The sequence below is a fragment of the Phyllobacterium sp. 22552 genome (genome assembly GCF_052044585.1).
Lineage (GTDB): Bacteria > Pseudomonadota > Alphaproteobacteria > Rhizobiales > Rhizobiaceae > Phyllobacterium > Phyllobacterium ifriqiyense.
Genome location: NZ_JBQENG010000001.1, coordinates 578,429 through 601,312, shown reverse-complemented (window position 1 = coordinate 601,312; position 22,884 = coordinate 578,429). Strand labels below are relative to the sequence as shown.

The window sequence follows — 22,884 nt, the reverse complement described above, 5'->3', positions numbered from 1 at the left end:
TGCGCTGGGCAATCGAGCCTTGGGTCAAGGTCCGTAAGCACCCTGCTCCTTTTTGGCAAAAGCTGCAACGGCGCAGCTAGCCAAATATATAGGTAACAACTGAAACCCAGAATGCCAGTGTCACCGCAGACAGAGCAGTCGCCATAACCATTGAGTTAGATGCCAAAGCCTGCCCTGTTCCAAAGCGTGTGGCAATGAGATAGGAATTCACGCCTGCAGGCAAAGCTGCTGCCACGACGGCAATTTTTGCGGTAAACGGCGCTAGTCCCAACAGCCACACAGCCCCTAAAACAACTGCAGGCATCAGCAATAATTTTATGACAGACATGACGAGCGCTGCGGCAATATTTCCCGACACGCCAAATTTCTTCAGCCCCATCCCCATCGCGAACAGCGCAACCGGCCCCGCAACACTCGCCAGAGTTTGTATGAGAGCATCCGCTGTCTGTGGCATCGTCAGACCAACAAGCCGCCAAATCCATCCGGCTAATATTCCAAGCACGAACGGATTTCGCAGCAAGCTCTTGAAGAACGAAAGCACGACCGCCGCCAGATGGGCTTCTCCGCTGAATACGCCATCCCGTCGCATCGCGATTTCATGCAAGCTGATTGATGCTGCCATCATGATCGGCATGTGAATGGCGACAATGAGAGAGAGTATCGCAAAGCCGTTTTGCCCGAATACGCCAAGCACAAGCGGCATTCCAAGGAAAACCAAATTGGAGAAAGACCCAGAAACCCCGGCAACGACACCAGCGCGATTATCTCGGCCAAACATATATTTGATAGCGAGGTCCGACGCGGCCCAGGCCACAACGACACCGCTGAAATAGGCGATCCACAGCGACCAGGGCGCTGCGCCATGAAAGTCGGCCGTCACCATGGTTCTGAACAATAATAGCGGCGCTGCAATCATGAACACGAAATCGGAAAGACCATCGCCGACCCGCTCATCAAGCAATTTGAAATGCGCCGCCGCATAGGCGATAGCGATGACGCCAAAAACAACGATGATTGTTTGGATAAGACTCATGATCCTTGGGATAAGCCCGGAAGTTTCGAGGAGCAAGCCTGGAAAACGATCACTTTATTTTTGCGAGCAGAATTCCCATCTGCCTGATAAGGAGAATGAATGGCATATCGATCGAGTCTTTGGCTTTACTCCGGATTGGTTCTGACGTTTGGCATCGCCCTCGCATCCGTGCCCGCTCAGGCGACAGATGCCGCTTGGGCAAGAGTTCAGCGCGGAGGCTATACAATCCTCATTCAGGGCGGCGATGCTTCAGGCGCGCTCAGCCCATCATCTGATACTTCCGCGGATTGTGCCGCACGAACGCTCTCGGACCGGGGTCACCAGCTGGCGCAAAAGCTAGGCGCGCGATTTGCTGCCCGCGGTGTGCGAATCGACAAGGTTTTGACAAGCACCGTTTGTAATGCACGGGAGACAGCGCGCCTTTCCTTTGGTTCATCCCCTATGGAAATATTCGCCCCGCTTGATCCAATGGCTGGCGATGACACAGCAAGAGAAACGCAGCTTGAACAAATTCGAACCACGATCATTTCGTTCAAAGGCTCTGGAAATCTGGTATTGCTCACGGATCGTAACAATATAATAGCGCTAACAGGAGTGGCACCCCGGCCCAGCGAGGCTGTTGTTGCAGCTCCCGCAGAGGACGGAAAAACCATTCACGTTGCCGGAAGAATCATATTCGACTAATCACCACATGCTCTTGGGTCTTTCCCTCGCCTGCGAAAAAAGCTAGATACCGGCTCATCAGATCGCAGGGTCTTAGACGAGACACCTAAAACAAAAGGAAAATCAATTGTCCGATACATTCGACAAAGTCGCCGATATTATTGCTGAAACCAGCGAGATCGACCGCGACAGCATCACGCCGGAAAGCCATACAATCGACGATCTTGGCATCGACAGTCTGGATTTCCTCGATATCGTTTTCGCCATCGACAAGGCATTCGGCATCAAGATTCCGCTTGAACAGTGGACGCAGGAAGTCAATGACGGCAAGGTTCCGACCGAAGAATATTTCGTGTTGAAGAATCTTTGCGCCAAAATCGACGAACTGGTCGCCGCCAAGAAAGCCTGATCCGCAGACCAACGCGGGCGTAAGACATATCCATTAACCGGATGCACCGTAACAACGGTGTTGCGAGACAATGCAGAACAACACCGTCGTTATCACAGGTATCGGACTCATTTCCTCTTTGGGCGAAGGGGCCGATGCTCATTGGCAAGCTTTCAACGATGGAGCCAAGCCGCGCATCGATGGTGAAAGATTCAAGCCATACACAGTGCATCCGCTCGGTGAAGTCGATTGGAACAGCCAGATTCCAAAACGCGGCGATCAGCGACAGATGGAAACCTGGCAACGCATCGGCACATATACTGCCGGTCTTGCTCTACAGGACGCTGGCATCAAGGACGATGAAGCTCTCTGCGCAACAATGGATATGGTTGTGGCAGCGGGCGGCGGCGAACGCGATGTGACTGTCGACACGCAAATTCTGGCTGAAGCACGTGTACGCAACGATCTTGGCACAATGCTGAACGAAAAACTGTCGACAGAATTGCGTCCGACGCTTTTCCTGGCACAGCTTTCCAATCTCCTTGCGGGCAATATTTCGATTGTTCACAAGGTGACAGGATCTTCACGCACATTCATGGGCGAAGAAGGTGCGGGTATTTCCGCAATAGACACAGCGGTTTCGCGCATTCGTTCCGGCCAAAGCACCCACGCCCTCGTGGGAGGCTCCTATAACGCTGAACATCCCGACATGCTGCTCGGTTTCGAGCTAAACCAGATGTTGAAAACCGATGGATGGTCGCCGGTTTGGCAAAGGGAAAATTCCGAGGGCGGTGGCATTGTCACAGGCTCCGGCGGTGCCTTTCTCGTTCTCGAAAGTGCAGACCATGCCAAGAAGCGCGGTGTTCGCGCTTACGCTGCCATTGACGCTATTTACAGCTCACAGATTCGCCGCAACCGCGAAAACCTTGGCGAAACGATTTCCAAGCTTCTGGGTGCCGCAAGTGCGGATAAGGCAGCTGATCTTATTGTTTCCGGTGCAACCGGGGCAAAGAAAGTCACGTCTGCAGAAAAAGCAGCGCTGGAGGCTTTCTCCAGTTCAACAGTTCGTGGACTTTCCAGTAAAACGGGCCATCTGCGCGAGGCACAATTCCCTCTCGCTGTTGCCATCGCCGCATTGAGCGTTTTTCATGGGACAGCCTTTCTCCCGCTTGATAGTGAAAACGAGGCAACTGGTCCGGCTAATATTTCCAGTGCACTCGCGACTTCCGTCGGTGCGACGCGCAGTGAAGGCGTTGCCCGCCTGAGCAAGGTTTAAAGGATATTCCAATGTCCAAATATACTGATCATCTAGGTCGCCCCCTGGTTGCGATTACTGGTCTTGGTGTCGTCTCCTCGCTTGGACAAGGCAAGGAAGAAAACTGGACAGCTCTGACCTCGGGAACTTCCGGCATTCACACCATAACGCGTTTTGCGCTCGACAATCTGCGCACGCAAATAGCCGGGACTGTGGATTTTCTTGAAGAGAGCAGTCAGGGAGCGTCAGCACTTTCGCAGAAACTGGCTTCCCTTGCCGCTGAAGAGGCCATAGCGCAAGCCGGTTTTCCAATCGATGATTTCGGCGGGCCTTTGTTTCTCGCAGCGCCACCCGTGGAACTCGAATGGCGCAACCGCTTCGCGCTTGATGCACTGGTAAAGTCCGAAGGCGAACCCGGTTACGATCTATTGCTGGCAGCGTGCCGAAAGGCACCGCAAAGCGCGATGTTCAACACGGCCGAATTTGGCTTTATAGCAGAATGTATCGCCGACAAGTTCGGAACGCGCGGACTGCCCATCACGCTGTCGACCGCATGTGCATCAGGTGCAACTGCAATCCAACTTGGTGTCGAGGCTATCCGGCGTGGCGAAAGCGACCGCGTCCTGTCAATCGGAACTGATGGCTCCGTGTCGGCAGAAGCGCTTATCCGCTTCTCGCTGCTATCGGCACTTTCAACCCACAATGAACCTGCCCATAAGGCCGCCAAGCCTTTCTCAAAGGACCGTGACGGTTTTGTCATGGCCGAAGGTTCCGGCGCGCTTGTTATGGAATCGCTGGAATCTGCTGTCGGCCGCGGCGCCAATATTCTCGGAATCATGCGTGGTTGCGGCGAAAAGGCAGATGATTTCCATCGCACGCGCTCAAAGCCCGATGGCTCTCCGGCGATTGGTGCCGTGCGCGCAGCCTTGGACGATGCGGGGATCAAGGAAGATGCCATCGACTATGTCAATGCCCACGGCACTTCAACTCCGGAAAACGACAAGATGGAGTATTTGGCCCTCTCGACGGTTTTTGGTGACCGCATATCCTCGTTACCGGTTTCCTCCAACAAGTCGATGATCGGCCATACGCTGACTGCTGCGGGCGCTATCGAAGCCGTTTTTTCAGTTCTGACAATTCAGACCGGCACTATTCCGCCAACAATCAACTATGACAATCCCGACCCTGCAATCGTGCTCGACGTCGTTCCCAACATGAAGCGTGAGGCAAAGGTTTCAGCGGTGCTTTCAAGCTCCTTCGGATTTGGCGGACAAAATACGTGTCTTGTCATGACGGCAGAACCGAACTAATCCGGAACCTGAATTAGAGCAATTTCAAAATGCGGGATCCGGTTTTCCCGTCCGGAATTGCGCAACCCACAAATGAGCGGCTACCTGCCTTTAGCGGCGCCACTCAAGGAAACGGATATGCGTGCACTACAGCTGATCGAAGATCGCAAACTTGAAATCGTCGACGTCGCTCCTCCGCCTCCCCCTGGCCCCGGCGAAGTCACTGTTAACATCAAAGCGGTTGCGCTCAACCACATTGATGTCTGGGGTTGGCGCGGCATGGCCTTTGCCAAGCGCAAAATGCCTTTGACAATTGGTGCGGAAGCATCCGGCATCGTGGATGCTATCGGCCCGGGCGTCAGCAATCTGCTTCCAGGACAACTGGTTTCGATCTATGGCGCACAAACCTGCGGTCTATGCCGCCCATGCCGCGAAGGTCGCGATAATCTTTGCGAGCATGTCTCCGGCGTGCACGGCTTCCATCTTGATGGCTTTGCTCAAGAGAAGGTGAATCTGAAGGCTCGGCTACTGGTCCCTGCACCTCCCGGTGTTGACGAGATTGGCGCCGCAGTTGCTCCGGTCACATTTGGGACCGTCGAGCATATGCTCTTCGACAACGCGAAGCTCGAGTCCGGCGAAACCATTCTGGTCCATGCAGGCGGATCCGGCATTGGTTCGGCTGCAATCCAGCTTGCCAAAAAGATGGGCTGTACTGTCATCACCACCGTAGGTTCTGACAACAAGATTGAAAAAGCCAAGGCGCTTGGCGCGGATCATGTCATAAATTACCGCGAGGACCGCTTTGAAGGCGTTGTCCGCAAACTGACCAAGAAGAAGGGTGTAGACGTTGTTTTCGAGCATGTCGGGGCCGATACCTGGGCGGGATCCATGCTATCGCTACGACGCGGTGGACGGCTCGTGACCTGCGGCTCGACATCCGGTGTCTCTACCAGCATGAATTTGATGATGTTGTTTCAGCAACAATTGAAGCTGCTCGGTTCATTCGGTTGCCGCATGGAAAACATGGCTGATGCCATGCAGAAGATGGCGCGAGGTCTGGTTCATCCTGTCATCGATACTGAAGTCGGCTTTGATGACATTGATACGGCCCTGAAGCGAATGGAAGGCCGGGATGTTTTTGGCAAGATCATTCTGCGCGTCAACTGATCCCTTATGAAACTTGATAGAAAGCTAGCTCTGTATCGGTGGAGCCAGAAGTTGAAATCGGTCAACTACTGGCTTTCCGCAAATATTATATTCGGCATACTTTGGCTTTTGCGTCAGTTGCCCGCCAAGGCTGCGATGGATTTCATCGATGCTTCTGCGCGCAAAATCGGCCCGTTGATGGGCCGCCACCGTGTTGCAATGACCAATTTGCGCAAAGCCTATCCGGACAAACCGGAAGAAGAATTACAGCAGATCGCGCGCGACATGTGGGGAAACATGGCGCGGTTGACGGCAGAATATGTCTTCCTTGATGCAATCTTCGATTACGATCCGCACAGCGACAAGCCGGGATTGATCGAGGTACAGGGCCGCGAAATCTTTGAGCGCATCCGCGACGAAAAAGACCGGCCTCATATTTTCTTCACCGGTCACACGGGTAATTTTGAATTGCTCCCGATCTGTGCCGCAACGTTTGAACTGAACGTGACTGCCTTGTTCCGTCCACCGAATAATCCCTATGTTGCAAGGAAAATTCTCGGTGCCCGCCGCACGAATATGGGCCATCTTGTTCCGTCAAAAGCGGGCGCAGCGTGGTCACTTGCCAGTGTTTTGAATGCCGATGGCAATGTGGGTATGCTGGTAGATCAAAAGTTCCATCGCGGCATTCCAACGACTTTCTTTGATCGCCCCTGTAAAACCAATCCTCTATTGGCAAAACTTGCGCGTCAATATGAGTGTGATGTCTATCCCGCACGCTGCATTCGTCTCCCGGGGGGACGCTTCCGTCTGGAACTGGAAGAGAAGATGCAACTGCCGCGCGATGAAAAAGGCGCCGTTGACCTTGCCGCCACTGCACAGGCACTGAACGACAAGGTTGAAAGCTGGGTTCGTGAATATCCCGGCCAATGGATGTGGTTCCACAAACGCTGGAACAAATAGCGCCTTTAGTAGTAATTGGTCACCGCGTGTTTTGCCTCGGCAAAAAACAACCAGCGTTCCACAAATATCCCTAATAAGTGGCTGACAGCAGCGACAGCGAGTATTAATTGCGCTGGCAGGCCGGTTCCCAACACCATGGCGGATAGTAAAGCCGCTATAGGCAATACCACGCCGCTCAACCATGAAATGATCCACAGCTTGGCAGCGTGTTTGCGGGCAACGCGAAAACCCATCTCACGAGTCAGATAATTATCGAGTGAATGTGGCCTCTCAAACAGGCGCACCTTACCGATAAAACCGAGCCCGGTTGCGCTTTCCGGTGTTGAACGTGGCACGAGTGTCGCGATGCGATTGCGCCATACCATCTTGGCGACGAGCGCTGTCAATAATAACAACACGGCCAACAGCTCGAGTATAAGCATACCGGAGAAGGTGCTTGCCAGCAGAAAGCCGCCAGCCAGCGAAAACGATATAAAACAGAGGGGTGTAAGCCTTGTGTGCCAAGAGTCCACAGTCTTCAGCGACCCATAAATCATTGACGTGCAATAGACCGTCAATAGCGAACCGAGCACACTGATCAAACCCAGAGTCGCATCATACCGATTGGCAAAAATTGCCAAACCGGCGCTTAACGTCAAGGGAACAAAGGTAGCGATTGCCATGACACCTTCACGCGACAACCAACTGGAACGCCATTGGCTCAGCGCCCGCCAAGCGCGTTGTGGATTTCCTAAATGGAAAAGCGACGCGATCAAGCCTGTTGCAATGAGAGTTAGCGAGGTCAAGTAGGCTAGCTTTGTTGCAACCATGGCAGCATCGAAAAAGCCAAGGCCGAGCACAATGGCTAGGCCATAGCCCAATCCCGATAAGGTCGTGAAAATGATCATCGAAAACGCTGGATGCATCAGATTCTATCCAACGTTTTGTCGAGCCATGCAAAGAAGCCACGCGCACCTTCGGTATTTTCCGCAAGCGGAATAATCGGTGCAACATCACTCAATGAACTACGAGGACGTGGGGGCAAATATTTATTCGTCGGCCTTGTACCCTGTTCCGGCATCAGATCAAAACCACCCCGCTCTGCAACCATCATGGAGACATCGGAATTCGGGTCACCAAGATCACCAAAGTGCCGAGCATTGACCGGACAGGTTCTGACGCAGGAAGGAACACGATCCTCCTGCTTCAATGTCTCATTATAGATACGGTCAACGCAGAGCGTGCATTTCTTCATCACGCCGGCAGCCAGATCCATTTCCCGGGCACCATAGGCGCATGACCAGGCGCAAAGCCCGCAGCCAATACACTTATCCTCGTCCACCAGCACTATACCGTCTTCTGCGCGCTTGTATGAGGCTCCCGTTGGGCACACCGTTACGCAAGGTGCATCTTCGCAGTGCAGGCAGGACTTGGGAAAATGTACCACACGGGCTTCGCCCGCTTCACCGATGATCAGGCCACCTTCCGGAACAACTTCAAAGCTGTGAATGCGATTGAGAAATGTGCCAGATATATCTGCGCCATAGGCATGTTGGTCAGACAAGGCGCTGCCATAACCACCCGTGTTCCACTCCTTGCAACTGATGACACAGGCATGACAACCAACGCAAACATCAAGGTCGATAACCAGACCCAGTTTTTTTGAGGCAGGGCTGTGTGGCAGACTCGTCATTTCGCCCACTCCTGCCCATAACGCACTTCTTCCGGCGGCTCCTTTTGGCTTCCAGGACGCTTTATCGCCTTGAAATGCGGCTCGCTAAACCCTTCGCCAATTTCAGCTTTCTCAATCCGTACGCGCAGATCATACCACGCCGCCTGTCCGGTAATGGGATCAGAGTTTGACCAGCGCATGCCATCGGATTTCGGTGGTAGCAACTCGTGAATAAGATGGTTCAGCAAGAATCCCTTGGTGGCCTCGGGCGAATTTGGCTCAAGCGCCCAGGCTCCGCCACGCTTGCCAATTGCGTTCCATGTCCACATGGTTTTGCCATTCACGGCATCAGTACGGGCAACTTCACATTTGATCCGGCCATGATGGGAGATGATCCAAGCCCAGTCTCCATCACTCAACCCGATCTCATCGCAGATGACACCTGGCACATATAGCGGGTTTTTCGTGTGGATCTGGCGCAACCAGGCATTTTGCGAACCCCATGAATGGTACATGGCCATCGGGCGCTGGGTAATCGCATGGTACGGAAATTCCGTCGTATCAACACCCTGTTCTTCAAACGGGCGGTACCAATCCGGCAGTGGGTCGAAACATTCCAGCAGGCGCTGCTTGTATTGCGATGGCGCAAAGGGTTTTCGAATGCCTTCTGCGGAAAGCCGGAACTTCTGCAAGGTCTCCACATAGAGCTGAATCGTCACCGGCTGGGGAGTATCGAAGAAGCCCATATCGATTGCGAATTGCTGATACGCGGCATTGTGATGTTTGAAATACAATGCCTCCTGCGGAATGTGTTTTGTCCAGAAGGCTCCATTATCAATATAAATTTGAATTTGATCCTGATTGGGAGCGCCCCTGCCCTCGCTATCGGCTTGAGCGCCGCGCCAACCTGACAATGGACCAATACCCGGCTTGCGCTGGTGATTGGCGATATAATCGGCATAATCCTTGTAGAGCGCCTCACCATCCTCGTTCACAAAGCCCGGCAGCTTCAACCGAGCACCAAGGTCTATCAATACCGATTGGAAACCGCGTACATCCCGGTCAGGCTTGATGACAGGCCAGCGAATTGCATCACATACGGCCCCCGGTTCAGAAATAGGTCTGTCCAGTAGTGAGATACAGTCATGCCGTTCGAGATAAGTCGTATCGGGCAAGACAAGATCGGCATAAGCAACCATTTCCGATGAATAGGCATCGGAGTAGATAATTTTCGGAATCTTATATTCGCCGGTTGCCTCGTCACGCTCCTCCAGCATCTTGATCGTGCCACGCGTGTTCATCGACGAGTTCCAGGCCATATTCGCCATGTACAGAAACAGCACGTCAATCGGGTAAGGATCGCCCGCATGAGCATTGGCGATCACCATGTGCATCATGCCGTGGGCAGAGAGTGGCGCTTCCCATGAAAACGCCTTGTCTATCCGCTGCGGCTTGCCCTCAGCATCAACAAGCAGATCTTCCGGACCCAATGGATATCCGAGATGTGGGCCAGCCAGAGGTTTTCCCGGCGTCACATGTTCCGAACGACCATGAGGTCGGGGGTGCGCCGTGGCAGGTTTTGGATAGGGCGGCTTGTAACGATAGCCGCCAGGACAATCGATGGAACCAATGATCGTCTGCAACACATGCAAGGCGCGGGCCGATTGAAAGCCATTGGAATGAGCAGAAATGCCACGCATGGCGTGGAAGCTGACAGGTCGCCCAATCATGACCTCATGCTGCTCGCCCTTCATATCGATCCAGGGCTGCTCGACGATAATTTCTTCTTCGAAGGCTACGCGCGCAATCTCTGAAGCAAGCCCGCTAATTGTTGTCGCTGAAACCCCGGTTTCAGTTGCAACAGCTTCGGGAGCATATTTCGGATCGAGATATTTCTCCGCCATTAACCGCAGAACGCTGCGCACCTTGAGTCCATCTGCTGTCGTAAATTCAGCGTTAAGATCGGCAATATGGCCCGGCTCATCGAAACGCACGACAGCGCCTGTCTTTCGGTCTCTAATCAGCGCTTTTCCAAGATCATCGCGCAGAAATAGCCCATGATCCTCATGGCCCTCATTGTCGATTACCAGCCAAGGCGCATTAGTATACCGGGAAAGATAGTCCAGATCGATCTTACCCGTCCGGAACAGCTCATGGATAATGCTCAGGACAAGCAGACCGTCTGTGCCCGGCCGGATGCCAATCCAATTATCGGCGATAGCGGAATATCCGGTGCGAACCGGATTGACCGAAACAAAGCGTGCGCCCCGCTTCTTAAGTTTTGAAATGCCAATCTTGATGGGATTGGAGTCATGATCTTCCGCTACACCGAAGAGCACGAACAGCTTCGTTTTGTCCCAATCCGGCGCACCGAACTCCCAAAATGCCCCGCCGATTGTATAAATGCCAGCGGCTGCCATGTTGACTGAGCAGAACCCGCCATGGGCCGCATAATTAGGCGTCCCGAAATTTTGAGCCCAAAAGCTCGTCAATGCCTGGCTTTGATCTCGGCCCGTAAAAAAAGCGAGTTTCTGCGGTGCTGTATCGCGGATTGGTTGCAGCCAATCGACCGCCAGCTTAAGCGCTTCGTCCCAACTGATTTCCCTAAATTCACCCGATCCGCGCGGTCCCGCGCGGAGCAACGGCGCACGCAATCGCGCGGGCGAATAATGCTGCATGATTCCCGCTGAGCCCTTGGCGCAAAGCACACCCTTGTTAATCGGGTGATCGCGATTGCCCTCGATGTAGCGAACTTTTCCATCCTTCAAATGGACATCAATGCCGCAGCGGCAGGCACACATATAACAAGTCGTTTTGGCAATCTCGTCACCAACCGGCTCGGACAGGGCAAGGCGTGGTTCGGAATTCATGTCGTGTTGCCCCGATCATCATCAGCTTCACATGCTGTTTTATAAGAACAATTCCAATCTACCAAACACTCAAACGACATCTCACCAGGAAAGCGGCAATTTGCCATCGTTGCGAAACTTGCCTCTTGCCAAATCGGGATACCGCCTGATTTGATAGGCGAATGGACGAAAAGCTTTCCCGCGCGATTGATAAACGACGTGACGATCTGATCGCACTCACGCAAGAGTTGATACGCTTTCCGACGATTAATCCACCGGGCGAAGCCTACGCCCCCTGCGCAGAGTACATCGCACAACGATTGCAGAAGAGCGGTTTTGAAACGCAATTGATTCGCGCTGAAGGAACCCCTGGCGATACGGACCGATATCCACGGACAAATGTCCTTGCGCGCTTCGATGGTCGCACTCCTGGCCAGACCGTTCATTTCAATTCGCATATTGATGTCGTAGATACTGGCGAAGGCTGGACCGTCGACCCTTTTGGAGGTGTCGTCAAGGATGGCAAAATCTACGGTCGTGGCGCATGCGACATGAAAGGCGGTCTCGCCGCTTCAATTATAGCTGCAGAAGCTTTTCTCGAAGTCTACCCTGATTTTGCTGGCGCCATAGAGATTTCCGGCACAGTGGACGAGGAGTCCGGCGGCTTTGGCGGCGTAGCCTATCTTGCCAGCAAGGGGTTCTTTTCCAAACCTCGGGTTGATCACGTGATCATTCCCGAACCACTGAACAAGGATCGTATTTGCCTTGGTCATCGCGGCGTGTGGTGGGCGGAGATCGAAACCAAGGGCGAGATCGCGCATGGCTCGATGCCATTTCTTGGTGATTGCGCAGTCAGGCATATGGGTGCAGTTCTTGATGCATTTGAGAAAGAACTTTTTCCCGCCCTCGACCGGAAAGAAACCCGGATGCCGGTGGTTCCCGAGGGCGCGCGGCGATCGACGATGAATATCAACTCGGTTCATGGCGGACAAACCGATGATTTTTCGGGGCTGCCCTCGCCCAATGTTCCAGATTCATGCCGGCTTACAATCGATCGGCGCTTCCTGCTTGAGGAGGATATTGACGAGGTCAAGCGCGAGGTCACATCAATCCTGGACCGCCTTCAATGGGAACGGCCAAAGTTCCATTACAAAATTCGCGACATCATGGAAGTTCAGCCCTTGATGACCGAGCGCGACGCTCCTGTCGTAACGGCAGTAGCACAGGCGATTCGCTCTGTTTTCGGCAAAGAACCGGAATATGTGATTTCGCCCGGAACATATGATCAGAAACATATTGCACGCATCGGGCTTTTGCACGATTGCATCGCCTATGGTCCGGGCATTCTCGATCTTGCCCACCGGCCGGATGAATATGTCGGTATTGAAGATATGATCGAGTCAGCCAAAGTGATGGCACTTGGCCTGAAAGTGCTACTGTCCGGTTCGATTTAATGGGAGACGCTGAATGAATATCTGGAAAGCATTTTTATTCGGCACGGCAGTCGCCCTGCTCCCGGCAACCGCTTCATTTGCAGCGAAGACGGATCTCGTGCTCGGCATTGTATTGGAGCCGCCGCATCTTGATCCGACAGCCGGCGCCGCAGCGGCGATCGATGAGATCGTATATGCCAATATATTTGAGGGTTTGACGCGTATTGGCCCGAAAGGTGATGTCCTGCCCGCTTTGGCCGAAAGCTGGACCAAATCAGAAGACGGCAAGGTCTATACGTTCAAGCTGCATAAGGGCGTTAAATTTCACGATGGCACGACATTTGATGCGGACGATGTGAAGTTCTCCCTCGACAGAGCTCGAGGCGACACGTCAACCAATGCCCAGAAGGGTCTCTTTGCTGCGATAGATACGGTCGAAAGCGTCGATCCGCTGACTGTCAAAGTGGCTTTGAAACAACCGAGCGGTGATTTTCTCTATAATATGGCTTGGGGCGATGCGGTTATTGTTGCGCCGGAAAGCGCCGATACCAATAAGGACAAGCCAATCGGCACCGGCCCTTTCAAATTGGAAAACTGGGCAAAGGGATCGCAGATCGTCATCGCGAAAAATCCGCACTATTGGGGAACGCCAGTAACGCTCGAAAAAGCAACGTTTCGCATTATCCCCGATCCAGCGGCAGCAACAGCGGCTCTTTTGGCGGGTGATGTGCAGGCATTTCCGGTTTTCCCCAGCTATGAAACCATTGCTCAATTTCAGGCAGATCCGCGCTTCAAGGTCGTGATCGGCACGACCGAAGGCGAAACAGTGATGGGCATGAACAATAAGAAGCCCCCCTTCGACAACGTCAAAGTGCGTCAGGCAATTGCACATGCAGTTGACCGCAAGACGGTTATCGATGGAACCATGTTTGGATTTGGAACTCCGATTGGTTCATTCTTTCCACCACATCATCCGGCCTATTTGGATTTGACGGCAGAAACGGCCTATGATCCCGAACTTGCCAAGAAGCTTTTGGCTGAAGCTGGTTATGCCGACGGCTTCAAGACAACGCTCAAATTGCCACCCCCGACCTATGCACGGCGTGGCGGCGAGATTATTGCCGCTCAACTGCGTGAGATTGGGATAGAAGCCGAAATTATCCCGGTAGAATGGGCGCAATGGCTCGACCAAGTCTTCAAGAATAAAAATTATGACATGACAATCGTTTCTCACACCGAGCCAAACGATCTCAACATTTTTGCGCGCGATGATTACTATTTCAACTATGACAGCGCTCCGTTTAAGGAATTGATCAAGCAGATAGATGCAACTTCCGATGGACCAAAGCGCATTGAGCTTTATCAGCAGGCGCAAAAGCTGCTCGCAGCCGACGAACCCGCAGCATTTTTGTTTCAATTGCCAAAAACCGGCATATGGGACGTAAAAATCGAGGGCCTTTGGGAGAACGGGCCAATTCAGGCAAATGATTTGACCGCAGTAAAATGGGCCGATTAAAGATGACTCCTGGCTTTCAAAAAGGGATGGCATGCTGAGCTACGCGTCAAAACGCGTGGTTATTGGCATCCTTACGTTGCTGGCGGCATCAATCATTGTATTTGCCGTGTTGGAAGTTGTGCCGGGTGATCCGGCGCGACTAATGCTCGGTATTAATGCTACCGAAGACGCCGTTCGAGCCTTACAAGATCAGATGGGATTTAACCGACCCCTGATTTTACGATATTTCAGTTGGCTGGGCGATTTGCTGACCGGAGATTTTGGCAAGTCTTACACCTATTCGGTTCCGGTAATTGATCTCATTAAAGAGCGGATTGCGGTTTCCCTACCTTTGGCGCTGATTTCGCTCGCTCTTTCGACAATAATAGCCATTCCGATTGGAATATTCGCAGCATCAAGGCGCGGCAGCACAGCAGACACGACTGCGATGGGAATTGCGCAAGTTGGCGTAGCAATCCCGAATTTCTGGTTTGCTCTGCTCCTCGTCTATATATTTGCAGTTATGTTACGTCTTTTGCCAGCTGGCGGGTTCGCTGGATGGGAAAACGGCTTTTGGCCGAGCATAAAGTCACTGATATTGCCATCGGTTGCCTTGGCCCTGCCTCAAGCTTCCATTCTTGCTCGGGTAACCCGATCTTCTTTGCTAGATGTTCTCGGCGAAGATTATATACGCACTGCCCGTGCCAAAGGGCTGTCACGGCGCAAAGTGCTTTATCATCATGCGTTGCGTAACGCGCTAATACCCGTCTTGACTATACTTGGCATGCAATTTTCATTTCTCCTCGCCGGTACAATCATCGTGGAGAATGTATTCTACCTGCCGGGTCTGGGGCGCTTGGTATTCCAAGCAATCACTCAACGCGACCTGATAGTGGTAGAGGGTGTCGTCATGATTCTCGTGGCTACTGTGATTGCAGTTAATGTCCTCGTTGATCTGTCCTACGCCATTGTCGACCCGCGTTTGTGGAGCCGCACGTGAGCCGCAAATTCGAAAGTCTGATCGGCAACAGGTCATTTCTGATTGGAACGATCATCACGCTTATCGTGGCATTGATGGCTGGTCTATCGTTCTTGTGGACACCCTACAGCGTCTCAGCGCTTGATATAGTCGCGAAGTTAAAGCCGCCATCCGTTTCGCACTGGCTGGGTACAGACCATTTCGGTCGAGATATCCTGTCTATGATCATGGTCGGCAGCCGCGCTTCGATTTTCGTCGCGTTTGTTTCGGTTGCGATTGGCGCTGGTATCGGTGTCCCATTGGGACTTTGGGCTGCTGCCCGCGGCGGCATTGTCGACGAGATGCTTATGCGATTCAACGACCTCATTTTTGCTTTCCCTGCCCTTCTGTCGGCCGTCATGATCACCGCCATTTTTGGCCCTGGAGCCGTTAACGCTATCATTGCCATCGGCATCTTCAACATTCCAGTGTTCGCGCGTGTCGCGCGAGGAGCGGCGCTAGCGCTTTGGGTTCGGGAATTTGTTCTTGCCGCTCGGGCCATCGGCAAAGGTGAAGGCCGTATCACCCTCGATCACATCCTGCCGAACTTGGCCAATGTCTTGATTATACAGGGCACAATCCAGTTTTCCCTCGGCATTCTTGCTGAAGCAGGGCTGTCCTATGTCGGACTCGGCGCTCAACCGCCAATGCCAAGCTGGGGCCGAATGCTGTTTGAGGCACAAACCATGATCAGCCTCGCGCCGCACATGGCCCTTTTTCCAGGACTGGCCATCATAGTGACAGTGCTCGGGCTCAATTTGCTTGGCGATGGGCTTAGAGACTTTCTCGATCCCAAATTGCGCTATATGCGCTGATAGTGCGCTTGCTCTAGAAAAACAGGCCAACAATAAAAAGGGTAAGAACTGCTATCGCGAAGATCGCTGTTGTTGTGCTGAAAACATGTAAAGCATCCTCGATATTCTCCAAGCCCGCGTCCCGCCGCCCAGCACCATTCAACATTGGTTCATTTGCGATGACGCCGCCATAAATGCGCGGGCCCGCCAGCGCTACGTCGATTGCCCCCGCCATTGCCGCTTCAGGCCAGCCAGCATTTGGCGATCTATGCAAGCGAGCGTCCCGCATCATGACATCGAAAGACTGTTTGGCGGCCCGGTAACCGTAAACGACCCAAGCCGCACAAGCGATCAACAAACCAGTTAAACGCGCCGGTACCCAATTGGCAGCATCGTCCAGCTTTGCGGCAAAGCGGCCAAAATCGCGATGACGATCATTCAAATGTCCGATCATGGAATCAGCCGTGTTCAGCATTTTATAGGCGAATAGACCAGGCAGCCCGAGCAGTACAAACCAGAACGCGGGAGCAATGATGCCGTCCGAGGTGTTTTCCGCGAGACTTTCAATGGCAGCCCGACTGATCGCGGGCTCATCCAGAACGTCCGGATCGCGACCCACAATCATTGAAACAGCATGCCGTGCGCCAATCAGCCCTTCTTCGCGCAATGCTATTGCGACCCTCTCAACATGATCGCCAAGACTCTTCTGCGCCAAGAAAACAGCGACGATAATAGCTTCAATCAAACCACCAAAAGGCGGAATTGTCCGTAATGCCAGATGCACAAAGAAGCCAATGGCCGCGGAAAGCAATAAAAGTCCCAGCACAGCAAGAAAACCATCGCGCCGACGCCACTGGTCGGAATTGCCCGGCACATTAAAGCGCTTGTCCACATAGGAAATAGCTCTGCCAAACATAACAACCGGATGCGGTATTTTTTTCCACAACCATTCGGGGTCGCCAAAATAACGATCTGCCAGCAGGGCAAGAAACAGGATCAAGAGGTTGATTTCCATTATAGATTCTATCCTGTTGAATCAAAATATCAGTTCTGGATTGCACTCAGTGCCAAGGCAAGTCGCTTATGCAACCGGCTCGCTGCCAACTCATCGAGCGGGAGTCCGAACCGTAAGTGCTGCGGCGCATTATTAAATTTCCGGGTAAAGACACGCTGCTCGCATAATGTGTCATGAAGCCGATGCGCCTCATCGAATTGGACTAGAGAAAACAGCATCGTTCCGCCAATCTCGATTAGTTGAACTTCTGAAAGAACATCTGCGAGCAATTTGCGGCGAATTTTTAATCTCGAGGTGTACTCGCTCAAAAGCTTCGCATCAGAAAACGCATGAGCTGCTATGGCAAGCGCTGGCCCGGATACGGCCCATGGTCCAAGCCTCAGTTCCAATCGCTCAGCATATGCATGGGTGGTCAAAGCAAAACCGAGACGTAGTCCGCCAAGGCCGAAGAACTTGCCAAATGATTTGAGAACAATCAGCCCATCCATGCCTGCATATGCAGCGACGCTGCATTCTGGATGGGGGTCAGCAAAGGCTTCATCCACGATGAGATATCCACCTCTGCCATGCATTTCCTTGGCAAGATTAATCAAGATTTCCGCAGGCACAATCCGACCGTCGGGATTGTTAGGATTGACCATCACAACAATCTTTGCAGATCGAGGAATTTCGCCAATTTGAGTCTGATGGGAAACATGCCATCCAGCCTGTTTGAACGAAAACTCGTGCTCTTGATATGTGGGGCCAATGATCGTGACTTCACCAACTTGCATCAATTCCGGCAATATTTGTATCAGAGCTTGAGTGCCGGGCGCAGCGACAATACCAGCCTCAGCGCGGATGCCGTAGTAGCGCCGCGCTGCGGCAATTGCCGTGGCTAACAGCTTCTGATCCGGCAATCTGTTCCAGACTTCCGGCCCAATCTCGGGCAATGGAAACAATTCCGGATTAATGCCAGTCGAAAGGTCAATCCAATCCGACGGCGCACCGCCAAACCGCGCTACAGCGCCATCAAGGGCGCCTCCATGTTCAATCTGCATCATCCAACCAAATCAATTACATGCATATAGGAACCACTGACCGAACCGACGCGCAAACCAGCATCGCCCAGATCATTGTCCAAAGCATCGCTGACATGAAACAAGCGGTCTGCCTTTCCTTCTCTCACAATGCTCGCGTAGTGAAATTCATGTCCGGTCAAGGACGTCTGGAAAGGCGACCCTTCGACGGGCGTCAGTCGTCGATAGCCCAGATGCAGTTTGCGCTTTGCAAAGCTCGTTTCAACAGGCAATAGACCAAGCATTCTATGTGAAACTCCCGCAGCATCTTCGATGCTTTCGCCAAGCACCATATAGCCACCGCACTCACCATAGATTGGGATGTTTTTGGCCGCTGCCTGCTTCATCCCTTCGGCAAAGTGGCTGGCTGTGGCTAACTTACCCGCATAAAGCTCGGGATAGCCGCCAGGCAAATAAATCGCATCACTGTCCGCGGCAGGGACCTTATCGGCAAGCGGAGAAAAGAAGCTGATTTCAGCACCACGCCTGCGCCAACCATCCAGCAAATGAAAATAGGAGAACGCAAAAGCATTGTCCTGCGCCACCGCTATTCTCTGCCCCAGCGGAGGAACGCGCTTGACATTAGCCATTGATTCCAATGGGCCATATCGTCCCGCAATGTCGAGAATGCTTTGGATATCAATCCGTTCGGAGACCATCAAACCAGCATTTTCAAGGAAATTGTCGAGATCGCGGTGCTCGCCTGCTTGCACTAAGCCAAGATGTCTTTCCGGCAGCTGCAATTGTTCGCTTTTGGGTAATGATCCCAATACGGGAATCCCGACCAGCTGCAATGCAGAACGCAGCATCATTTCATGACGCGCACTGCCAACGCGGTTAAGAATAAGTCCTGCAATCATGACATCTCGCCGGAAATCACGAAACCCACTGACAAGTGCGGCAATTGAATGCGATTGGCGGGCACAATCGACAACCAGAATAATGGGCAGGGATAAATGTTTGGCCAGATCAGCGGCAGAGCCCTTGCCATCCAAAGCGCCGTCAAACAGCCCCATCATGCCCTCAACGATCAACGTCTTGTCGCCTTCTGCGTGCCTGGAGGCTAGCGCACTGATGAGGTCGGGCCGCATGGCCCAGGGATCAAGATTGACACAAGGCGCGCCAGCGGCAACCGCATGATAGGCAGGGTCAATATAATCCGGACCTGCTTTTGCGGGAGCAATATTAACGCCCAAATTGCGCAATGCCCGCAAAAGGCCAAGCGTAACCGTTGTCTTTCCGCTACCTGATGAGGGCGCGGCAATCAGGAAACCTTTCATCCGGCATCCTTCGCGCGCCGCGTACCGAGCGGGTCATTTGTCAGGACGCGACCTTCAAGCGCGCCTAGCCAGTCCAACGCACCACGCAGCCGAACGACCTGCCCAACGACCACTATGGCCGGAGGCCTGAGATCAGCAGCCTCCACATCAGACTCTGCTTTCTCCAGCGTTGTTTCAAGCACCTGCTGATGAGCGGTAGTGGCATTGCAGACGAATGCGACAGGTTCGTCAAAGGGGCGGCCCGCCTCCATCAAGCGCGAAGCTATAAGACCAATATGTTTCATCGCCATGTACATGACGATAACGGCAGAGCCCTGTGCAATGCTCTTCCAGTCCATCGAATCCGGAACAAGGCCAGTGGCATCGTGCCCTGTCAAAAAGGTAACGCTTTGATTGGTTTCGCGATGGGTAACGGGAATCCCGGCATAGGCCAGTCCGCCAATGCCTGCAGTTATGCCGGGAACAATCCGGAACGGCACGTCATGTTCGACAAGGGTAAGTGCCTCCTCGCCGCCTCTGCCGAATACAAATGGATCGCCACCCTTCAGGCGGAGCACCCGCTTGCCCGCACGGGCGAGCTCAACGAGCCGAAGAGAGATATCCCGTTGCTGCGGTGAAGGTTTACCACCGCGCTTGCCGGCATATTCCAAAACAGCGGACGGGCCAGCAAATGAGAGACATTCTTCGTTCACAAGCGCGTCATAGACAATCACGTCGGCCTGCTCCAGAGCATTGACTGCATGCAACGTCAAAAGTCCTGGATCACCGGGTCCGGCTCCAACAAGCCAGACATGTCCAATCTCAAATTTCGGCAGCTTATTCCGCTTTGCGCGCATCATTTAACCTCGTTCATCTGCGCATAGCACAATTTTTCTGTCTGCAAGAATGCACCTGTCGGAAAAATCATGCAACGATTGCACAAGCTGGTCTATAAGGTTGGAATGAATAACGAGCCTGAGACCGCCTTGCGCAAACCACACGAACCCGGCGGGGCCCCCTTGCGCCGCGGCTGGACAACCGGGGCATGCGCAACTGCAGCAACCAAAGCAGCATTGCTCGCGCTGATCACGGGTGAGTTTCCTGATCCGGTGGCAATCATTTTGCCTAAAGGCGAAGTTCCACACTTCCAGCTTGCCATAGAATCGATTGGTGAAGGCTACGCAATGGCTGGAATTGTAAAAGATGCGGGAGACGACCCTGATGTTACACATGGTGCAACCATAATCTCCACGGTGTTCCCTGCACCGCCGGGAAGCGGCATTCAGTTTGCCGCTGGCGAAGGTGTTGGCACAGTTACACTGCCCGGCCTTCCCATTCCTCCCGGGCAAGCCGCTATAAATCCGGTGCCCCGCGAGATGATGACAAAGATATGCGAAGAAATATGCGCAGAATATGATTTGCCAGCGGATCTGCTAATCGCAATCTCGGTTCCGGACGGCGAAGAACTGGCCAAGCAGACATGGAACCCCCGCCTCGGAATTGTTGGCGGCATTTCCATCTTGGGGACAACCGGAATTGTTCACCCGTTTTCTTGCGCTGCCTGGATACATTCCATTCATCGTGGCATTGATGTTTCTCGTGCAGCAGGACTGAAACACGTTCTTGCCGCAACAGGATCCACGTCAGAGGACGCTGCTCAGGCAATATACAATCTGCCTGAGATTGCACTTCTCGATATGGGGGATTTTGCCGGAGGATTGCTCAAATATCTGCGTGTGCACCCAATTGACAGGCTCACAATTGCGGGCGGATTTGCGAAACTGACCAAGCTTGCGCAAGGCGCTCTCGATCTTCATTCAGGCCGCAGCCAGGTTGATATGACCTTTCTGGCAGACGAGGCGGAAAACCTCGGGCTAGCCCCAGCCGAGAGAAACCGGATTCTAAATGCGAATACGGCCCAGGAAGTGCTTGAAATAACTCAAGAGCTTGGGATTGACCTTGCACACGCAATTGCCATCAAGGCGAAACAGACCGCAATTGATACACTGAAGGGTGCCCCTGTCGACGTGGAGGTTATTGTGACTGACCGCAAAGGGACTGTACTCGCCCGTGTCTGAAACAACAATTCTCATTCTGGGTGGCACGGCGGAAGCAGTTAAACTCGCATCCCGTTTGCAAGCACCGCATCTGCGCGTGATTTCATCACTAGCCGGCCGGACCCTCGCGCCTGCAAAAATTGCGGGCGAAATCCGCGTTGGCGGCTTTGGCGGACCTCAAGGGTTGGCAGACTATCTCAAGGCCGAAAACGTCAAGCTGTTAATTGACGCGACCCACCCTTTTGCCACGCAAATATCGGATAATGCTATTTTTGCCAGCACAACTGGAAATCCGATCGCATTTGTAAGACTGGAACGTCCTGCATGGCTTAAGAAACCTGGCGACAAGTGGGTTGTAGTCGATACATTGGCGCAGGCGGCAGATGCTATTCCATCAAAGGCACGGGTGCTGCTGGCGCTGGGCAAACAACATATCGCACCATTCTCCAAGCGAAACAGCGTGCACTTCGTGGTTCGCATGATCGACCCGCCTGAAGCACCGCTTGATCTTGTCGACTTCGAGCTGGAATTGTCTAAACCGGGGACCGTTGAAAGCGAGGCCAGCCTTCTTATCGCCAAGCGGATCACCCACATCGTCTGCCGCAATTCGGGCGGCAAGGCCTCCTATGCCAAAATCACAGCGGCCCGCGATCTGGGTATTCCTGTCATCATGCTTGAACGACCGCGTCGTCCAGAAATCCGCACATTCCCCGACGTGGAGAGCGTTATCGGTTTTGTCGGGCAGACATTGAATTCACTTGGAACCTGAACGCAATGTGTGGCTGTGGCTCTTATGATAAAGCGCTGAATCCCTGAAGCCGTCGGCGGATAATCCCCGCCCGACAAAGATCATCGCGGAGCGCATCAAACCAGAATCGGCAACCTTTTTGGCGATATCTGCAAGTGTTCCGTGAAGAAATTGTTCATCCGGCCAACCCACACGATAGGCGATAATGACGGGACAATCATCGCCATAAAGCGGGGAAAGCTCTTCCTCAATGCGTTTCAAATTACGGATCGACAAATGGATCACCATGGTGGCACCGGATTTGCCTAAAGTCGCAAGCTCCTCTCCTGCTGGCATGGCGGACGATTTCATCGAAGTCCGGGTGAGGATAATGGTTTGACACACCTCCGGAACGGTAAGTTCCTTTTTAAGCGCGGCAGCTGCTGCAGCAAAGGCAGGCACGCCCGGCGTTACGTCATACTCAATACCCAGCGCATCCAGCCGTCGCATTTGCTCGGCAACCGCTCCGTAAATCGATGGGTCGCCGGAATGGACACGCGCTACGTCCTTGCCCTCCGCATGCGCCAACTCAAACTCTGCAATAATTTCATCGAGATTGAGCGAAGACGTGTCGACCACGCGCGCGCCTTCCGGCACCTCCGCAACCATTTCCGGCGGGACGAGTGAGCCTGCATATAGACAAACAGGGCAAGATTGAATCAGCTTCAATCCCCGCACTGTGATAAGGTCCGGGGCACCGGGGCCCGCTCCAATAAAATGAACAATCATGATAA

21 protein-coding genes are annotated in these 22,884 nt (G+C 53.2%); 12 read left to right on the top strand and 9 right to left on the bottom strand.

Annotated elements, in window-relative coordinates; all coding sequences use genetic code 11:
* Positions 1–76 precede the first annotated feature (76 nt).
* Entirely contained in the window at positions 77–1,036 is a 960-nt protein-coding gene (locus ACTJI9_RS02980; protein ID WP_162802506.1) for an AEC family transporter, read from the bottom strand.
* Between the two features lie 96 nt (positions 1,037–1,132).
* Between ACTJI9_RS02980 and ACTJI9_RS02975 the strand changes: the two genes are divergently transcribed.
* From ACTJI9_RS02975 to ACTJI9_RS02950, 6 genes are all read left to right on the top strand, one after another.
* Positions 1,133–1,717 (top strand): histidine phosphatase family protein, encoded by a 585-nt coding sequence (locus ACTJI9_RS02975; RefSeq protein ID WP_115052695.1) that lies wholly within the window; start codon positions 1,133–1,135, stop codon positions 1,715–1,717.
* Between the two features lie 106 nt (positions 1,718–1,823).
* Positions 1,824–2,105: an acyl carrier protein gene (locus tag ACTJI9_RS02970; protein ID WP_008123430.1), complete on the top strand. Its 282-nt coding sequence runs from the start codon at positions 1,824–1,826 to the stop codon at positions 2,103–2,105.
* 70 nt (positions 2,106–2,175) lie between these two features.
* A complete protein-coding gene (locus ACTJI9_RS02965) occupies positions 2,176–3,360 on the top strand; it encodes a beta-ketoacyl-ACP synthase (RefSeq protein WP_440805887.1) in 1,185 nt (394 codons plus the stop codon).
* A gap of 11 nt (positions 3,361–3,371) precedes the next feature.
* A complete protein-coding gene (locus tag ACTJI9_RS02960; RefSeq protein WP_354343986.1) occupies positions 3,372–4,649 on the top strand; it encodes a beta-ketoacyl-ACP synthase in 1,278 nt (425 codons plus the stop codon).
* Between the two features lie 117 nt (positions 4,650–4,766).
* Positions 4,767–5,795 (top strand): zinc-binding dehydrogenase, encoded by a 1,029-nt coding sequence (locus tag ACTJI9_RS02955; RefSeq protein ID WP_115053264.1) that lies wholly within the window; start codon positions 4,767–4,769, stop codon positions 5,793–5,795.
* Between the two features lie 6 nt (positions 5,796–5,801).
* Entirely contained in the window at positions 5,802–6,734 is a 933-nt protein-coding gene (locus ACTJI9_RS02950; RefSeq protein ID WP_336439859.1) for a lipid A biosynthesis lauroyl acyltransferase, read from the top strand.
* A gap of 5 nt (positions 6,735–6,739) precedes the next feature.
* On the opposite strand, the gene ACTJI9_RS02945 is transcribed toward ACTJI9_RS02950, so the two are convergent.
* Genes ACTJI9_RS02945 through ACTJI9_RS02935 form a run of 3 tightly spaced genes read right to left on the bottom strand, consistent with a single transcriptional unit; the run spans position 6,740 to position 11,255 of the window.
* Entirely contained in the window at positions 6,740–7,639 is a 900-nt protein-coding gene (locus tag ACTJI9_RS02945) for a dimethyl sulfoxide reductase anchor subunit family protein (protein ID WP_440805884.1), read from the bottom strand.
* Entirely contained in the window at positions 7,639–8,406 is a 768-nt protein-coding gene (locus ACTJI9_RS02940; protein ID WP_440805882.1) for a 4Fe-4S dicluster domain-containing protein, read from the bottom strand. The genes ACTJI9_RS02945 and ACTJI9_RS02940 overlap by 1 nt, the downstream gene beginning before the upstream one ends.
* The gene (locus ACTJI9_RS02935) at positions 8,403–11,255 is read right to left on the bottom strand and encodes a molybdopterin oxidoreductase family protein (protein WP_440805879.1); all 2,853 of its coding nucleotides are present in this window, start codon (positions 11,253–11,255) and stop codon (positions 8,403–8,405) included. The genes ACTJI9_RS02940 and ACTJI9_RS02935 overlap by 4 nt, the downstream gene beginning before the upstream one ends.
* A 161-nt stretch (positions 11,256–11,416) precedes the next feature.
* Here ACTJI9_RS02935 and ACTJI9_RS02930 point away from each other — a divergent pair, with 161 nt between their 5' ends.
* The 4 genes from ACTJI9_RS02930 to ACTJI9_RS02915 are packed head-to-tail and all read left to right on the top strand — an operon-like array spanning position 11,417 to position 15,995.
* Positions 11,417–12,688 carry an acetylornithine deacetylase/succinyl-diaminopimelate desuccinylase family protein gene (locus tag ACTJI9_RS02930; RefSeq protein WP_336439855.1) on the top strand — a complete coding sequence of 424 codons (1,272 nt, stop codon included), beginning with the start codon at positions 11,417–11,419 and terminating at the stop codon, positions 12,686–12,688.
* Between the two features lie 13 nt (positions 12,689–12,701).
* Positions 12,702–14,183: an ABC transporter substrate-binding protein gene (locus ACTJI9_RS02925; protein ID WP_440805876.1), complete on the top strand. Its 1,482-nt coding sequence runs from the start codon at positions 12,702–12,704 to the stop codon at positions 14,181–14,183.
* A 31-nt stretch (positions 14,184–14,214) separates the two neighbouring features.
* Positions 14,215–15,162, top strand: a complete 948-nt coding sequence (locus ACTJI9_RS02920; RefSeq protein ID WP_354343995.1) for an ABC transporter permease — start codon at positions 14,215–14,217, stop codon at positions 15,160–15,162.
* Positions 15,159–15,995, top strand: a complete 837-nt coding sequence (locus tag ACTJI9_RS02915) for an ABC transporter permease (RefSeq protein WP_440805873.1) — start codon at positions 15,159–15,161, stop codon at positions 15,993–15,995. Before ACTJI9_RS02920 ends, ACTJI9_RS02915 begins: the two co-directional genes overlap by 4 nt.
* A 13-nt stretch (positions 15,996–16,008) precedes the next feature.
* Here the strand turns inward: ACTJI9_RS02915 and cbiB are convergent, their stop codons facing one another.
* Genes cbiB through cobA form a run of 4 tightly spaced genes read right to left on the bottom strand, consistent with a single transcriptional unit; the run spans position 16,009 to position 20,163 of the window.
* Positions 16,009–16,989: an adenosylcobinamide-phosphate synthase CbiB gene (cbiB, locus tag ACTJI9_RS02910; protein ID WP_440805870.1), complete on the bottom strand. Its 981-nt coding sequence runs from the start codon at positions 16,987–16,989 to the stop codon at positions 16,009–16,011.
* A gap of 29 nt (positions 16,990–17,018) precedes the next feature.
* Positions 17,019–18,029, bottom strand: a complete 1,011-nt coding sequence (gene cobD / locus ACTJI9_RS02905; protein ID WP_440806218.1) for a threonine-phosphate decarboxylase CobD — start codon at positions 18,027–18,029, stop codon at positions 17,019–17,021.
* A complete protein-coding gene (locus ACTJI9_RS02900) occupies positions 18,029–19,327 on the bottom strand; it encodes a cobyrinate a,c-diamide synthase (protein WP_440805868.1) in 1,299 nt (432 codons plus the stop codon). Before ACTJI9_RS02900 ends, cobD begins: the two co-directional genes overlap by 1 nt.
* Positions 19,324–20,163, bottom strand: coding sequence for a uroporphyrinogen-III C-methyltransferase (cobA, locus tag ACTJI9_RS02895; protein ID WP_440806217.1), 840 nt, complete (start codon positions 20,161–20,163; stop codon positions 19,324–19,326). Before cobA ends, ACTJI9_RS02900 begins: the two co-directional genes overlap by 4 nt.
* 105 nt (positions 20,164–20,268) lie before the next feature.
* On the opposite strand from cobA, the gene ACTJI9_RS02890 reads away from it, so the two are divergent.
* A complete protein-coding gene (locus ACTJI9_RS02890; RefSeq protein ID WP_307286615.1) occupies positions 20,269–21,384 on the top strand; it encodes a cobalt-precorrin-5B (C(1))-methyltransferase in 1,116 nt (371 codons plus the stop codon).
* Entirely contained in the window at positions 21,377–22,132 is a 756-nt protein-coding gene (locus ACTJI9_RS02885; RefSeq protein ID WP_440805866.1) for a cobalt-precorrin-6A reductase, read from the top strand. The genes ACTJI9_RS02890 and ACTJI9_RS02885 overlap by 8 nt, the downstream gene beginning before the upstream one ends.
* On the opposite strand, the gene cobM is transcribed toward ACTJI9_RS02885, so the two are convergent.
* Positions 22,118–22,879: a precorrin-4 C(11)-methyltransferase gene (gene cobM, locus ACTJI9_RS02880; protein ID WP_115052681.1), complete on the bottom strand. Its 762-nt coding sequence runs from the start codon at positions 22,877–22,879 to the stop codon at positions 22,118–22,120. The two genes, ACTJI9_RS02885 and cobM, sit on opposite strands and share 15 nt — an antisense overlap.
* Positions 22,880–22,884 lie beyond the last annotated feature (5 nt).